The organism is Polaribacter sp. R77954 (assembly GCF_044595335.1).
GTDB lineage: Bacteria > Bacteroidota > Bacteroidia > Flavobacteriales > Flavobacteriaceae > Polaribacter.
This window is the reverse complement of sequence record NZ_CP138992.1, coordinates 3,349,889-3,366,043: the sequence shown is the minus strand read 5'-3', so window position 1 is coordinate 3,366,043 and position 16,155 is coordinate 3,349,889. Positions and strand designations below refer to the sequence as shown.

The 16,155-nt window shown below is 29.6% G+C and carries 16 protein-coding genes and 1 tRNA gene; 2 read left to right on the top strand and 15 right to left on the bottom strand.

The genetic code is table 11. The annotated features are described in order from the left end of the window. Window positions 1-4: 4 nt before the first annotated feature. The 12 genes from SJY27_RS14735 to rsmG form a co-directional block, all read right to left on the bottom strand. The gene (locus tag SJY27_RS14735; RefSeq protein ID WP_397445631.1) at window positions 5-427 is read right to left on the bottom strand and encodes an HYC_CC_PP family protein; all 423 of its coding nucleotides are present in this window, start codon (window positions 425-427) and stop codon (window positions 5-7) included. A gap of 63 nt (window positions 428-490) precedes the next feature. Next, window positions 491-2,437, bottom strand: a complete 1,947-nt coding sequence (locus tag SJY27_RS14730; protein WP_299012766.1) for a heavy metal translocating P-type ATPase — start codon at window positions 2,435-2,437, stop codon at window positions 491-493. Continuing rightward, complete coding sequence (locus SJY27_RS14725) at window positions 2,418-2,795, bottom strand: DUF3703 domain-containing protein (RefSeq protein WP_397445630.1); 378 nt, start codon at window positions 2,793-2,795, stop codon at window positions 2,418-2,420. Before SJY27_RS14725 ends, SJY27_RS14730 begins: the two co-directional genes overlap by 20 nt. A gap of 16 nt (window positions 2,796-2,811) precedes the next feature. Beyond that, window positions 2,812-3,120, bottom strand: coding sequence for an STAS/SEC14 domain-containing protein (locus tag SJY27_RS14720; RefSeq protein WP_397447934.1), 309 nt, complete (start codon window positions 3,118-3,120; stop codon window positions 2,812-2,814). Window positions 3,121-3,230: 110 nt separating this feature from the next. Further along, on the bottom strand, window positions 3,231-3,644 hold the full coding sequence (locus tag SJY27_RS14715) for a Fur family transcriptional regulator (RefSeq protein ID WP_299012763.1): 414 nt from the start codon (window positions 3,642-3,644) through the stop codon (window positions 3,231-3,233). A gap of 2 nt (window positions 3,645-3,646) precedes the next feature. Continuing rightward, window positions 3,647-5,833, bottom strand: coding sequence for a TonB-dependent receptor plug domain-containing protein (locus SJY27_RS14710; RefSeq protein WP_397445629.1), 2,187 nt, complete (start codon window positions 5,831-5,833; stop codon window positions 3,647-3,649). A 48-nt stretch (window positions 5,834-5,881) separates the two neighbouring features. Beyond that, window positions 5,882-6,229, bottom strand: a complete 348-nt coding sequence (locus tag SJY27_RS14705; protein WP_299012761.1) for a DUF6660 family protein — start codon at window positions 6,227-6,229, stop codon at window positions 5,882-5,884. A 32-nt stretch (window positions 6,230-6,261) separates the two neighbouring features. Next, entirely contained in the window at window positions 6,262-7,512 is a 1,251-nt protein-coding gene (locus tag SJY27_RS14700) for a site-specific integrase (RefSeq protein ID WP_397445628.1), read from the bottom strand. A gap of 237 nt (window positions 7,513-7,749) precedes the next feature. Continuing rightward, window positions 7,750-7,836: transfer RNA gene (locus tag SJY27_RS14695), tRNA-Ser, on the bottom strand. A 43-nt stretch (window positions 7,837-7,879) separates the two neighbouring features. Continuing rightward, complete coding sequence (gene rimM, locus SJY27_RS14690; protein ID WP_397445627.1) at window positions 7,880-8,404, bottom strand: ribosome maturation factor RimM; 525 nt, start codon at window positions 8,402-8,404, stop codon at window positions 7,880-7,882. A 19-nt stretch (window positions 8,405-8,423) separates the two neighbouring features. Further along, window positions 8,424-8,957, bottom strand: coding sequence for a 30S ribosomal protein S16 (locus SJY27_RS14685; protein WP_397445626.1), 534 nt, complete (start codon window positions 8,955-8,957; stop codon window positions 8,424-8,426). A 231-nt stretch (window positions 8,958-9,188) separates the two neighbouring features. Beyond that, window positions 9,189-9,815 carry a 16S rRNA (guanine(527)-N(7))-methyltransferase RsmG gene (rsmG, locus tag SJY27_RS14680; protein ID WP_397447933.1) on the bottom strand — a complete coding sequence of 209 codons (627 nt, stop codon included), beginning with the start codon at window positions 9,813-9,815 and terminating at the stop codon, window positions 9,189-9,191. A 120-nt stretch (window positions 9,816-9,935) separates the two neighbouring features. On the opposite strand from rsmG, the gene SJY27_RS14675 reads away from it, so the two are divergent. After that, window positions 9,936-11,027 (top strand): fatty acid desaturase family protein, encoded by a 1,092-nt coding sequence (locus SJY27_RS14675; protein ID WP_397445625.1) that lies wholly within the window; start codon window positions 9,936-9,938, stop codon window positions 11,025-11,027. A gap of 27 nt (window positions 11,028-11,054) precedes the next feature. Further along, a complete protein-coding gene (locus tag SJY27_RS14670) occupies window positions 11,055-12,242 on the top strand; it encodes a pyridoxal phosphate-dependent aminotransferase (RefSeq protein ID WP_397445624.1) in 1,188 nt (395 codons plus the stop codon). A gap of 193 nt (window positions 12,243-12,435) precedes the next feature. On the opposite strand, the gene SJY27_RS14665 is transcribed toward SJY27_RS14670, so the two are convergent. The 3 genes from SJY27_RS14665 to SJY27_RS14655 all read right to left on the bottom strand — a co-directional run bounded on the left by SJY27_RS14665 (window position 12,436) and on the right by SJY27_RS14655 (window position 16,015). Beyond that, window positions 12,436-12,735, bottom strand: a complete 300-nt coding sequence (locus SJY27_RS14665; protein WP_397445623.1) for a hypothetical protein — start codon at window positions 12,733-12,735, stop codon at window positions 12,436-12,438. A gap of 641 nt (window positions 12,736-13,376) precedes the next feature. Next, a complete protein-coding gene (locus tag SJY27_RS14660; protein ID WP_397445622.1) occupies window positions 13,377-14,354 on the bottom strand; it encodes an endonuclease/exonuclease/phosphatase family protein in 978 nt (325 codons plus the stop codon). Next, window positions 14,354-16,015 carry a mechanosensitive ion channel family protein gene (locus tag SJY27_RS14655; RefSeq protein ID WP_397445621.1) on the bottom strand — a complete coding sequence of 554 codons (1,662 nt, stop codon included), beginning with the start codon at window positions 16,013-16,015 and terminating at the stop codon, window positions 14,354-14,356. The genes SJY27_RS14660 and SJY27_RS14655 overlap by 1 nt, the downstream gene beginning before the upstream one ends. Window positions 16,016-16,155 lie beyond the last annotated feature (140 nt).

The window sequence follows — 16,155 nt, the reverse complement described above, 5'->3', positions numbered from 1 at the left end:
AAAATCAAATTAAATAAGTCTCGTCAATCTTGAAGATTTCTTTTATGACGAGTGGTGGTTCGTATTCTTCAAAAGAAGAAACATTATCTTCTAAACCTTCAAAAAGATTTATGTAGGTATAAATGAATGAAGCAATAAATAATTCTTGGTTAAAAGATATTTTATCAACCTGCAATTGTACTTCGTCTTGACCATCAATTAATACTTGTTCATCTTTGCAACAATCTTTTTTTATGATTGAACAACCAGAAATAGTTGCAGAAGTATCTTTTTGACTTTCCATCCCACAAGTTGAAGCTTCAGAAAAAATTGCAGTATCTACAAGAGTATCACCACAAAAATGTTTTGTGATAGCAAATGAAGTTGTAGAAAATAAGACTACAAACGACATTAAAACAGCTAATATTTTATGTGATAACTTTGACATTCTAAAAACAAAGGTACGAAATAGTGACAAAAAAGATTAAAATTAATGTTGAAAAATATTGTTTTAATAAATTCTCTGTAATCTTACAGCATTCAATATTGCTAACAAAGCAACACCAACATCTGCGAAAACTGCTTCCCACATTGTAGCTAAACCACCTGCTCCTAAAATTAGGACAATCACTTTTACGCCAAATGCTAATCCGATATTTTGCCATACAATTTTTCTTGTAGATCGACCAATTTGAATTGCTTTTACCACCTTTGAAGGTTGATCTGTTTGAATAATTACATCTGCTGTTTCAATGGCAACATCACTACCTAAACCACCCATTGCAATACCAACATCACTTGCTGCTAAAACAGGTGCATCATTAATTCCATCACCAATAAAAGCAATCTTATTTTCTGAATTTTGTTTTAACTTTTCTACTTCATTTAATTTATCTTCGGGTAATAAACCGCCTTTGGCTTCTTCAATATTTAATTCTAATGCTACTTTTTGGGTAATAGAATCTTTATCTCCAGAAAGCATCATTATTTTTTTAATACCTACTTTGTGTAACGCCGTAATTGTTTCTTTTGCATCCTCTTTTAATTCATCTGCAATAACAACATAGCCTGCAAAAGCGTTATCAATAGCCACTAAAACTATAGATTCTACAATAGTGTCAATTTCTTTGGAAACTTCGATATTATTTGCCTTCATTAAGGCTTTATTACCAACTAAAACAGGTTTGTCATTTACGTTCCCTTTTAATCCTTTACCTGCAATTTCGGATACTTGTGAAGCTTCAAAATCTTTACCATCTGCTTTATACTCTAAAATAGCTTTTGCTATAGGATGTGTAGATTGTTCCTCCATAGCCATTAAGTATTTCATAAATTCCTTTTCCTCCCATTTAATGGCTTTAATATCTTTAATTTTAAAAACTCCTTTTGTTACGGTTCCAGTTTTATCCATTACCAAAATATTAATCTTGGTCATTGCGTCTAAAAAAGAAGCACCTTTAAATAAAATACCATTTTTTGAAGCTGCACCTAAACCACCAAAATATCCTAAAGGAATAGAAATTACCAAAGCACAAGGACAGGATATTACTAAAAATATTAATGCACGATATAGCCAATCTCTAAACACATAATCATCTACAAAAAAATAAGGTAGAAATGTAACAGCTATTGCTAAAAACACAACAATTGGTGTATATACTCTCGCAAATTTTCTAATAAACAATTCGGTTTTAGACTTACGAGTTGTTGCATTTTGAACCATATCCAAAATTCTGGCAATAGAACTGTCCTTAAATTCTTTAGTAGTTTCAATTTCAATAACACCATCCATATTAATGCTACCTGCAAACACTTTTTCTCCTTTTGTAATCGTATCAGGTTTGCTTTCACCAGTTAATGCAGCAGTATTAAAAGAACCTTTTTCGGATAATAAAATACCATCTAAAGGAATTTTCTCACCAACACGAACTTTTACTTTTTCTCCAATTTCTACAGTTTCAGGATTTACCGATTTATAATCATTATTTCGATATACTAAAGCTTCGTTTGGACGAACATCAAGTAGCGCTTTAATATTACTTTTTGCTCTATTAACTGCTGCACTTTGAAACAATTCTCCAACTGCATAAAATAACATTACTGCAACTCCTTCAGGATATTCTCCAATAATAAATGCACCTATGGTTGCTATAGACATTAGAAAAAACTCTGTAAAAACATCACCTCTTGTAATACTTTTCCAACCTTCTTTTACTACAGGAAAACCAACTGGAATATAAGCAACACCATACCAAACAATACGAATCCAATCTTTAAAAAATTCAACATCAAAATAATCTAATGCAATACCAATAATTAGCATTATAAAACTTATAATTGCTGGTACATAAGCTTTATAATTATTAGATTGACCACTATGATTGTGACCATCAGCGTGACTGTGTTCTTTTTCAGAATTTGTTTTAATATCTCTTAAACTAATTTTCTTTTTTTTCATTTATTTTAAATATTTCTTTAATATCATTTGGAATTGGCATTCTCTTTAATGGTGGTACATTTGCTCCTCCTGTATTACCAAGAGGAACGTGATTTATAAATGATTTCCAACCACCAACAAGCAGTCTTATAATTTGACCCAAAATCTCTTTTGTGTCTTTTTGTCTGAAACCAAATTTTAGCATTAACCAATGTGAATAGGTATGTTCTAAAGGATAAGATTGTCCTACAATGTGACTGCGTTCTAAATGATGCCAAGCATTACTATACTGCCCATTCCCTAAATAATGGTTGTATTGTTTTAATTCTTCTTTATACGCTTGTTTAAGGAGTACAGGTATTTTAGTATTAAAGTGCATAATTTTAGAGTTTACGTTATAATTTAATCCATACTTTGGCTTTTTCTTTCTCTTGAGTATTAAAATACTTTACTTCTGATTTCATAAAAAAATCGGTTATTTTAGTGACCAATTCCTGTAACTTATTTTCGCCAACAAAAGCCATTTTACCATAATCTGAACTATGAGATTTATCTACTTTTAAATCTTCTATAAAACCTTTAAAAGTATAACCTGTAAAATCTTTCATTTCAAAATAAAAATCTACTTGGTTACCATCATTAATAATTTTATGAATTAGCTTATGAACTTTATTCACATCTTCTTTTGTAACCTTGTCACTTATAATTGACAGAAATTAAATTTTCTTTATCTAAATCTATAAACTTTATCATTGTAAGTAATTTTTAAAATTTATCAAAAATATTGATTAACACCTTGCATTGGAAGTGCATTTTACCCACTACATTTATCACAAATACCTTTTACTACCAAGTTTACATTTTCCGAAATATAGCCATCCGGAACTTTAATTTGAGGTATTTTATGATCTGTTAAACAAACTGTTTCATTACAATTATTACAATGAAAATGTAAATGCAAATCGGTTTCAATTTCGCAATTGCAGTCTTTCTCACATAGTGCGTATTTTGTAATACCAGTGCCATCATCTATTTGGTGAACAATATCATTCTCTTCAAAAGTTTTGATAGTTCTATATAAAGTTGTTCTATCTGCTTTCTCAAAAGCGTTTTCAATATCACTTAAAGTAACAGCTATCTCTTTTTGTGCAAGAAATTTATAAATTAATAATCTCATTGCTGTAACTCTAATATTTTTTGATTCTAATATATTTTCTATTTTATTCATTATTATTCGTTTTCTTTATTATCAAAAGGTTTTATTAATATACCTACACTAAATATAAATCCATCTGTAGGTGCATAAATTTCTGGAAATACTGGATTTTGATGAGGTGGTAAAACCAAGGGCGAAAATCTGCTTTGTCTTCTATCTGTAAAATTCTCAAAATTGACAAATACAGTCCCAAATTTAAAATTACGCATTGCCAATAAGCCCATTGTTATAAAATCAGTTGTTTCTGTACCATCAGATAAATTTTGTTTACCAGTGTAATAGGTTTCATAACCAATTCTCCACTTATCAGATTCATACATTAAAATACTACCTGCATTATGTTTTGCTGTTAACGGTTTTTGTGGATTACCAGGTAAATAATTTAATGTAGTGTTTATTAGTGCATAATTTAAGAACCATCTAAAATCTTTATAAGTGAATTTTATATTGGTTTCTGCACCTCTACTTATAATATTATCTGTCGCATTTTCAAATTTAAAAAAGTTATTATTAGTTGAGTTTAACAATAGAGCATCTTTAATTGCTGTTAAGTAGAATAATTGATTAATAGAAAAACCTATTTCATCAGATAAGTAACCTTGGTAATTAAAATCTAAATTCATACCATAAGAACGTTCAGCTTTCATTACAGATTTATCAATTGCAAGTACATTCTGAAAATTAATATACTCTGCTTCTTCTGTAAAAACATCTGGGATTTTATAACCTAAACCACCACCTATTCTGCTTGATAATCCAGAATTATTTTTATACAACAATGATATTCTTGGAAGTGGAAAAAAACCAAAGTCGGTATTGTAATCTGCTCTTAAACCTGTTTCTAATATCCAATTTTCTGAAATATCAAAAATATTATTTACAAACGTACCAAATGTTATATCTTTTTGATCTCTCTGTAATGATGCATTGTCATTCTCATCAAAATTTGAAGTGTAAAGATTTCCTCCAAATATCCAATCTGTTTTAGTTAATGCTTTGTTATAGGTAATTTCAGTAAATGTATTTAATTGCTTACCATCAAAATTAAAATTAGGAATAGTTAAATCTCTATCAAAAAAAGCAATGCTATTTTTAAACTCTAAAGAACTAAAGTCTTCAAATTGTGTTTTGTATACAAACTGACTACTTAAGCGTTTGGAAATATTTTCCTCTGTATATTGATGAATACCATTTTCACCATTTTCAATTTTATTAACATCACCACCAATTCTATCATCATAAGTTCCATTTAAACCAAACCAAAGTGTTGTGTTTTCTGATGGGTAATAAAATAATTTTGGATTGAATGAGATAGATTTTGTTTCTGGTAAATTACTAAAACCATCATTTTCTGGATCATATATTTTTTGGAAGTGACCAGAGCCATAAAGAGATACACCAAATTTTTTATTTCTTTTACTATAAAAAATATTAGATGTACTACCTAAAGCTTGGGTTTGTGTGAACATTAAATCTAAAACAGGTTTTTCACCTGGTGTTTTTGAAACCATATTTACCAAACCTGCGATTGCACCACCACCATAAAGTGTAGAGGAGCTTCCTTTAATAATCTCAAATTGTTTTAGATCTAAAGGTGGAATTTGTAGAATACTTAAACCACTTGAAAAACCACCATATAATGGAAAACCATCCCTTAATAGCTGGGTATATCTGCCATCTAAACCTTGTATTCGAATATTAGTGCTACCACTACTTAAAGATGTTTGCTGCATCTGTATTCCAGTACTTTCACGCAATACCATAGAAATGTTAGTTGGATTCATTACAGCTTTTTCGCCTAATTCTTCTATACCAATAAATTCTATTCTTGTAGGTATTTTTCTTACAGTTCTTGTGCTTCTACTGGACTGTATTACAATTTCGTCAAGGTCACCTCCAGTTTCTTTCAATTTAAACAACAATTCTTTTTTATTAGGTATTTTTATTGTAGTTTCTAAACTCTCAAAACCTAAAAAAGAAATAATTATTTGATGAGGACCATTTGGAATATTTGAAAATTCGGCAATACCATCAAAATTAGTAACTGCTCCTTTTTCTAATGTTTTAAAATAGACAGTTGCACCCATTAAAGGTTCGTTTTTATCTACTGTAAAGACTTTTATTTGTATATCTGATGTTTGTGCTTTTAATGAAAAGCAAAGTAATAATATGAGCATTATACTCATTATATATTTATTCATTGAAGTAAATTATAATTAACTAAAAAATTGATTTAAAAATCTAAATGTTTAGCTAATTACTTGGGGAGGTTGCCAGATATTGGTATGAAAATCAAACCTATAATTTGATTGATAAACAGCAATTATTTGAGTAGAAATTTTTTGAAAATCAATTGAACTAAATACTTTTAGTGGCTCATAAGTTATAGACATACCACAACAACTGCAAATACAGGTTATTGGACAATTATCATCACTATCTTCTTGATGATTATGATTAACACCTATTTCTTCTTGATTTAGGTCTGCTTGATTTAGACCATCTGAACAAGGTGTTGCAGAAAGCAATATTATTAATAATGATAATATGATTGTAGCAAATTTCATTAATACAAAAGTAAAAAATAATATGTGCAATGGTTGTGCAAAATGAAACCTATATAATAAATTTACAAATGAAGCTCTTTCTTTTCTTTTACAGTTGTATGGATACTCAATTTATCTTTCAAAACAGCCATATCCTCACTAACTTTTCTATCAATTATTTTAGCATAATGCTGTGTTGTTTTCAAAGATTTATGCCCAAGCATTTTACTAACAGATTCTATTGGAACACCATTAGTAAGTGTTATAGTGGTTGCAAAAGTATGACGTGCCAAATGAAAAGTTAAGTTTTTATTTATTTCGCATATATCAGCAATTTCTTTTAAGTAAGCATTCATTTTTTGATTACTTAAAATTGGTAATAACTTATTTGAATTTAAAACATCAGAATCCCCTTCATATTTTTTTAAAATTATTTCTGCAGAAGGCAATAATGGAATATTACTTTTGGTTTTAGTCTTTTTTCTTGTTGTTTTTATCCAACGACCACCATCAATACCAATCACAATATTATCTTTATTTAAAGCTTTTACATCTGCATAAGCTAAACCAGTAAAGCAGCTAAACACAAAAATATCTTTCACTAAATTTAATCGATGTATAGAGAATTCTTTTTCAATTAATCTTTGAATTTCTTCTTCATCCAAAAATTCTCTTTCTACTGTCTTTAAAATGCCTTTCCAATTAAAAAACGGGTCTTTAACTATCCAATCATTAGCGTAAGCAATTCTAACAATTTTCTTAAAATTAGTAATGTATTTTATTGTTGTATTGTGTGCACAATTTTTTTCTGTTTTCAGATAGTATTCAAACCCTGTAATAAATTTATTGTCAATCTCGGTTACTGGTATATCTTCAATTTTATATTCGTGATTGATATAATTTTTTAAATGTTTTTTTGCTGTTTTATATCTTTCTGAAGTACCTAAAGCATAATCTTTACCAACTAACTTTTCCATTTGAATATTATGATTTTCAAAAATTTCTAAAGTCATTTTTCGAACCTCATTTTTACCCTGGTAAATATTTCTAATATTAATAGCAGTAATTAATTTATTTTCTTCTACTAATCTTTGGTGTATTTTATAAATTCGATTAGCAATACTATCAATATATTTATTAAGTTGTTGAGCCTCTCCAGAAGAACCTTTCATTTTGCCAGCAGAGGAACTCCACTTTTGAACATCAACCTTTCTTGAAATACTTAATTCGGCTCTTTTACCATTTACAGTAATCCTTAAATAAATATTTGCTTTTCCATTTTTGTCTGCTTTACTACGTTTGATGTAGAAAATGAATGAGAATAAATGTTGCATAGGTGTCAGTTAACTATTATAGCATAAATATACGAAAATAAAATTAAAAAAACTCATAACTAATTAAATATCAGTATATTTAGTTTAATTCGGTGTCAGTTATAAATTAAATAAACAGACCCCTAATTAGCATCTTACACAACAATTTTTGATGATTTTTATTGATATACTTTGAATAGAAAAAACCCTACAAACATAGCATTTGTAGGGTTTTGACTCTAATTAGTATTCTTTTCGCAGAGAGGAAGGGATTCGAACCCTCGATACCATTTCTAGTATACTACCTTTCCAGGGTAGCCAGATAAACCGCTCTTGCACCTCTCTGTTTAATTCTGAATTTTTATAAAATTCAGAACTATATAGTTGTTTATAAATACAGCTCTATTAAGCCTTCAGGAGTTGTAACTTTAACCAACTGATGCTCTCTGTCTACTTTTTTGATAAAATCATCAATTAATGGAATAAATATTTCTTTTCCATCTCTATCAATTTCAAATAAAGGTTGTGCAGCTTTATCATTAATGTGAACAATTTTGCCAACTTCACCAAAATTTTCATCAATTACGGTAAAACCGATAACTTCATGAAAATAAAATTTATTTCCTGTTAGTTTTGGCAATAAATCTAAGGGCAGATATATGCCACATTTTAGAATAGAATCGGCTTCTTCTTCAGAATATACATCCTCGAACTGCACTCGAAGCTGATTTCCTTTATGCAAAGAACTTTTTTCAATAAAAAATGGAACCAGATTATTGCCAAATTCGACATAAACTGATTCCATATTTTTGTACAACTCAGGTTCATCTGTATCTAATTTGATAACAACTTCACCTTTAAAACTATATTTAGTTACGATTTTGCCTAAATAAAAACAATCTTCTTTACGCATCTTCGTATAAATTTATAATTTATTCTGTTGCTTTTTGTTGTGCTTCATCAATAGTATCAGGAGCCGCTTCAACTGCTTCTTCAGTTTCTGCTACTTCTTCAACCACTGGTTTAGCTGCCTCAATTCTTGCCTCGTTAACTGCTTTTTCTGCTGCTAAGGCTTTTGCTTTTGCTTCTGATTCTGCTTTAGATAAACCTGCAGCTTTATCAGCAATTTTAGCTTCTTTAGCCTCTACCCAAGCTGCAAATTTCTCATCAGCTTGTTCTTGCGTTAAAGCACCTTTACGCACACCACCTGCTAAATGATTCTTTAACATAGCACCTTTGTAAGATAAAATGTTTTTTGCAGTATCAGTTGGTTGTGCACCATTTTGTAACCATTTCACAGCACCATCAACATCTAAATCAATAATTGCTGGGTTAACGTTTGGATTGTAAGTACCAATTTTTTCTAAGTATTTACCATCTCTTTTTGCACGGGCATCTGCAGCAACAATCCAATAGAAAGGCTTTCCTTTTTTTCCGTGTCTTTGTAATCTGATTTTTACAGACATAATTTGTTAATTTTTTAAGGTTCTCGACCTTGGTTATTAAAAATCTTACCATCTCGTGATAAGTGGGCGCAAAAATAGTAAATTGTTTTGAATTGCCATTCTAAAGATTCAAAAAATATGCTAATATAACACACAGTTAATGAAACATTTAAACGCACTGGCTTATATTTAATATATATAAATTTAATCTTTTCAGAAAAAATATACGAAACCCTTAACTAAAAGCAGTATTTATTTGTATTTCATCCCTAAATGCACCACTTTTTTAGTTTCAAAAAAGGGTTCGTCAAAATAATTAGGCAAATCGTAAATGGTAGCTGTAGTATATTTTTGCAATTCTTCGGTTAAATCGCCACCTTTTAAATATAGTATTCCGTTTTTTAAATCGTGGTTTTGCTTTTTAGCAATCTTACCTTTGTTCCAACGTACAAAAGTTTCCATTTGAGCCACTGCCCTACTTACAATAAAGTCATAAGTATCTTTAACCTCTTCTACTCTACAATGTGATGTTTTTACATTTTCTAAACCTAACCCCTCAACAACCTCATTTACCACTTTTATTTTTTTACCAATAGAATCTACCAAGTGAAATTGTGTTTGTGAGAATAAAATTGCTAATGGAATTCCAGGAAAACCACCTCCTGTGCCTACATCCATAACTTTTGCATTGGGTTGAAATTGCATTACTTTTGCAATTCCTAAAGAATGTAAAACGTGTCGTAAATACAATTCATCAATATCTTTTCTAGAAACCACATTAATTTTCAAGTTCCAATCTTTATACAAATCTTGGAGTTTTGCAAATTGTTCGATTTGCTTTTCTGATAAATTTTTAAAATATTTGTGAATAATGTCCATCGATAAATCAATTAAAATGCAAAAATAGGTATTTGATGGAAACAATTCTTTAGAAAAAATGACGTTTGTCATAAAAAGCAATTCGAAATAACATATTTTTGCTCCACATTAAATTATTAAATGAAAACAATAAACTTCTCAAGAGTAGATAAAGCAAAGTTCTTTAGAACATTAAACAAAAGAGTTAACTCTTATTTTAAAGACAACAATATTAAACGAACAGGTAATTGGAGGCTATATACCAAAGCCATTTTAATGTTTTGTTTGTTTTTAGTGCCCTTTATTTTAGTACTTACGGTTTCTATGCCACAATGGACTATGGTACTATTAATGGTATTAACAGGTGTTGGTATGGCTGGTGTAGGAATGAATGTGATGCATGATGCCAATCACGATTCGTTTTCTAAAAGAAAATGGGTAAACAAATTAATGGGTAGTAGTATTTATATCTTAGCTGGAAACGTTTATAACTGGAAAGTACAACACAATGTACTACACCATACATTTACCAACGTAAAAGACCATGATGAAGATATTGATGCTGGTAGAATTATTCGTTTTTCATTACACTCTAAGTGGTTAAAGATTCATAAACTTCAAAAGTATTATTCTATCTTCTTATACGGTTTATTAACCATAAATTGGGCAATTACTACAGATATTAAACAAATGCGTAGATATTTAAAACGCAAATTATCTTATGGTAAATTTCCTAATCCAACAGCAGAATGGACAAAATTGGTTATTTCTAAAGTAGGCTATTACGCACTTTGGATTGTTTTACCCATATTGGTTTTAGATATTGCTTGGTGGAAAGTGTTAATTGGTTTTTTTGTGATGCACTATACTGCTGGAATGATTTTAAGTTTAGTTTTTCAGTTAGCACACATTGTACCTAATACAGAAATGCCTGTACCCGATAAAAATGGAAATTTAGAACATACTTGGGCTGTACACCAACTTTATACTACAAGTAACTTTGCACCAAGCAATTGGCTTGTTAATTTTTATACAGGAGGATTGAATCACCAAGTTGAACATCATATTTTTCCACATATTTCTCATGTACATTATAGCAAATTAGCTAAAATTGTAAAAGAAACAGCTAAAGAGTTTAATTTGCCTTATAATGAGTATCAAACTACAAGAAAAGCAATTATTGAGCATTTTAAACACTTGGGTGTTTTGGGTCAAAAACCTGAATTAGCATAAACAAAAACTGAATAACGTAACGTAAAAATGACACATCCATTATCGGACAGAATTAACAGTTTGCCAGCGTCAGCAACATTGGCAATGGCTGCAAAAGCAAGAGAATTAAGAGCAGAAGGAAAAGATATTATTGGTTTAAGTTTGGGTGAACCTGACTTTAATACACCAGATTTTATTAAAGACGCTGCTATTGAAGCTGTAAATGAAAATTACAATTCTTACACCCCTGTTGATGGTTATGGAGAATTGAAAGAAGCAATTTGCGTAAAATTTAAACGTGATAACGATTTAGACTACAAACCAAATCAAATTGTAGTTTCTACAGGAGCAAAACAATCTATTGCTAACGTAATGCAAGTATTGTTAAACCCTGGAGATGAGGTTTTATTACCTTGCCCTTATTGGGTAAGCTATTCTGCAATTGCAACGCTTTGTGAGGCTACATCTGTAGAAATTCGTTCATCAATTGAAACCAATTTTAAAATTACTCCAGAGCAATTAGAAGCTGCAATTACACCAAAAACAAAATTAATTTTATTCAACTCACCAAATAACCCTAGTGGAGTTATTTATAGCGAGGCAGAATACAGAGCTTTGGCTGCAGTTTTAGAAAAATACCCTCAGATTTATGTAATGTCTGATGAGATTTACGAACACATTAATTACGATGTAAAACCTTTTAGCTTAGCAGCTATTGAGAGTTTGTATGATAGAACCATTACTGTAAATGGTTTGGCTAAGGCCTTTGCTATGACAGGTTGGAGAATTGGTTATATAGGTGCACCAGAATGGATTGCAAAAGCGTGTACTAAAATGCAAGGTCAAATTACCTCAGGTACCAATTGTATTGCACAAAGAGCTGCTATTTCTGCTGTTTTAGCGCCTATTAGTAAAATACAATACATGGTAGATGAATTTAAAACCAGAAGAGGTATTGTTATAGATTTATTAAAAGAAATTGATGGTTTTAAAGTAAATATACCTGATGGTGCTTTTTACGTTTTCCCAGATGTATCTGCTTTCTTTGGTAAAACCATACAAGGAGTAACCATTAATAATGCTAGTGATTTTGCTTTATTTATCTTAGAAAAAGCAAATGTGGCTACTGTTACTGGTGATGCTTTTGGAGCACCAGATTGTATTAGAATTTCTTATGCAGCATCTGAATTACAAATTAGAGAAGCAATTAAAAGAATTAAAGAAGCTTTAAGTTAAGGTAATGTGGTAAAAAATAGTTGGTGTTTTTGAACACAATTATTTTTATATTACCCTCATTAATCTAAAGAGGATATAAGCTCTGCTGAGGAGCATCTTATTAGCAATAAGATTAATCTTATACAGAAATAAAAAAAGGACTTTTCACGAAGTCCTTTTTTTATTTCTGGTAAGTTCTATGGCTAAAAAAAACCTACGTATTTTTTTCATTTTTAAAGTATAAATACCACATTAAATATTGCTTTCTATGTTTGTAAGGTAAACCTCGATGAATATTGAGAAGCCCTTTCATATGACCAAAAAATGATTCAATAGAATTTGTAGATTTAGGTATTCTAGGATTGTCTAAATAACGGAACATATTTGGTAAAGCTCTTTTTACCATTTTATGGGTATACCAATATCTTCCAGTTTCTGGTTTATAACTTTTTTCATTGATATATTCTTTATAGTTCTGATGCCATTTATCTAAACTTAACAACCAATAACTCAATTCATCATAAGTGGTTATTAAGTGTAATTTAGAACTGATTTATGCCCATCACAAATAATACTTTGTATTTGGTATCTATGTAATAAAAGGTTCTGTAAATCTTCTTTAATTTCTATATAATTTTCACCATCTGAAAAACGATAAAGTTGTTTAAATTTAATCGTTGCATCTCTAAATAAAACTAAACAGATACCATTGCTAAAATATGTGCCATCAATTAGAAAATTAACTTGTTCAGAAGGATAAATAGATAACTTTGGTGGCTTTGATAAAAAAGCATACAAGTATCTACGAAGTGTACGATTTGAATAACTGCTTTCTTAGACAAGTTGCTCCAAAGTTCCCCTGCCAATAATCCATTTTTTAAACCATTTAAAACGATTTGATTTACTAATAGATGGAGATGGATTACTTGAAGTAAATAAGATCTCTCAATTTTTACACTTAAATCTTTGCTTGTTTTGTTATTTTCCCTTTTTAATTGTGTCTAAGCTTCCACAAGACCAACAACGCTTTTTTTTTGATATTTTCATTCTAAAAAAAAAGTTTATTGAAACTAGTTTCAATAAACTTTTAATTTTGTCAACGATACAAAGACTTACATAGATTTTTACCAACTATTTTAACCAATAAGCCAAATTTTACTTTACTTTAAATTCCATGTAAACAGGTAAATGATCTGATGCCTCACCAAATTCAGAAAGCACTTTTCCTGAAATATAGTCTATAGTATTTTTAGTGTAAAAAATATAATCTAAGCGTTCTGAAGGTTGCTTGGTATTGAATGTATTTTTAATATCATTTGCATCAAAAGCAGCATTTCCAATATCTTTCATAGACAATAATTTTTGTATTGCAGCATCTTTATCTCTTGCTTTTGAGTTAAAATCACCTAATAAAATGGTTGGATAATTGTTTTTATATTGGTTAAAGATAGCTAAAACTTCCTTAAATTGATGTACTCTAGTAGCTGTATCAAATGCTTCTAAGTGAACGTTAATCAACACCACTTTTTGATCATTCAAATCTACTGTAACCACTTGTGCCAAACGTTCTAAATAAAAAGCATCTATATAAAAAGGTGTCTGTTCCACTCTTTGTAAAACATTTCTTTGATTATCTATTAAAGGATATTTACTTAATACAGATTGGCCAGAAACCATCTTCCCAAAATGCATCTTTAAAGGCCAATAAGGAAAAGGCACATAATGTTCATCCCAATTAATAGTTCTTGCGATAAAACCATAACCTAAACGTGCTATCTCTTTTTCTTGATTAATGTGATAACTTCTTGCTGCATCATAATCTATCTCTTGAAAAGCAATAAAATCTGGTTGCAATTTTTGTATTTCTAAGGTTACTTTTTGTAGATTTTTATCAAATAAAGATTTTGGTTTATCAACAGGTAAGTTATTGGTCATTCCACTTAAATACCCAATATTGTAGGTTGCAATTCTAAAAATTGAATCGTTTTTAGAATTTTCAAATGCCTCTACTTTTATCAATTTAGTGTATTCTTTCTCATTTAAAGTTGAAGAAGAAGCCCAAAAGAAGAAGCCCACAAAAGCTATGATCAGTAATACTAAAAGGCGCAAAAAATACTTTATAAAATGCTTCATTAACTTTCTGGTGTATTTTCTGGTGGTGTATCATTTTTAAAAGCTGTAAGCACCTTGTCTATAGAATTACTAATTTGTTCTTTATTGGTATTGTACTTAGGTAATAAATTACCATTGCTAGCAAATTGTTCTACAGTAACTGTTGTAGACGGAAACGCAAATTCAACTCCCAATTCTGCAGCTAATTTTAAAATAGCCATGTGTAATCTATGTTTAGAAGATTGTTCTGTACCCCAGGCTAAACTTTTAAAATAGACATTCATCATAATTAGCAAAGCAGAATCTCCAAAACCGGTAAACTCTACATTATACGAATCTGACTTTGTTTCTGGATGTTCTTTAATAATTATTCGAATGCCGTTTACAAACGCCTCTATTAATTCTGGTGGTGTATCATAACGTAAACCTAAATTTGTATTATAACGTCTAAACAATCGTAAACCGCTATTGTTAATTACCATTTCTGATAATTTACTATTCGGAATTTGAAAAACGGTAGTGTCTGCAGCTCTAACTCTGGTAGATCTAAAGCCAACTTCTTCTACTGTACCTGTTACTTCGCCTGCACTAATCCAATCTCCAATATGAAAAGGTTTATCTAAAAAAATAGCTACAGTACCTATAAAGTTTTTTACGGTATCTTGAGAGGCTAAGGCAAATGCCAAACCTCCAATAGTAGCACCAGCTAACATGGTTGTTGTATCTACACCAAATAATTGTAATACCTTAAAAAAACCAAAAATAACCACAACCCCTGTTAGTAGATTATTTAAAATAGGCACCAATTGGTCATCTAATTTACTTTGTGTTTTTTCTGTTATTTCTTTATAAATCTGCATAATTACTTTTACCAATTTTAAGAAAACATAAATCCAAAAAACCGTTTCAGCAATATTTATAGCTAAAAACACCCACTTATTTACGGCCAATGAAAACTGAAGCGAAGGAAAAACAAGGTCAATAAATTTTAAAGATATTAAAAGACTTATGGGATGAGCTAACTTCTTTAACACCATTTTTACCTCTATATTGGTGTGATTACTTTTGGTTATGTAATGCTGTATACGTTGTAATATAGCAAATGCTATTTTTTTAAAAATGATAAAAATTAAGAGAGAAAAAACTAATAACATAACAACAGCCACAAATTGCCAGAGTTCTATACCAAAAACTTTTTTATGACCCGAAACTGGAATAATGTTCTGTAATTTATCTACATACCAAGGAAAAACTTCTTTGTACAATTCATCAATACTTGCTATAGTTTCTGTAGAATAATACCAACTATTTTCAATCTTTTCTACATAGATTTTAGGCATTCTTTGAGGAAATAATACATATTTATGATAAGAAGCATACCCAATAGAATCTTTATAATTTGTATTTGATGGTATTCTATTAAAATCGATATATAACCCTTTACCATCTAAAACTTTTTTAATTTTTATGGCTTTTTCTATAGCCTCTTCACCTACTAAACCGTAAATCGTTTTTGCTGCTTTTTCAGGTTGGTAAGAGTCTTCTTGAAGAAAATAAATATGAGTATATACTGTTGATTTTGGGTTATTTAAATCTACAACAACTGTATCAGATGTATTTTGAGCCGTTAAAAAAAGAGGAAAAAAAGAAAGTAATAGTAGTATTTTTCTTATTGTTTGCATTGTATTTTTAATATAATTAATTAAAATATTATTGAACAAATTTATTATTTAAATTATTAAAAATACGCTTACCTCTATACTATTTATACTGTGTTTTAGTTAATTCTTAATTAGTAAAAAAGTTTTTGGCAAAAAAGCCA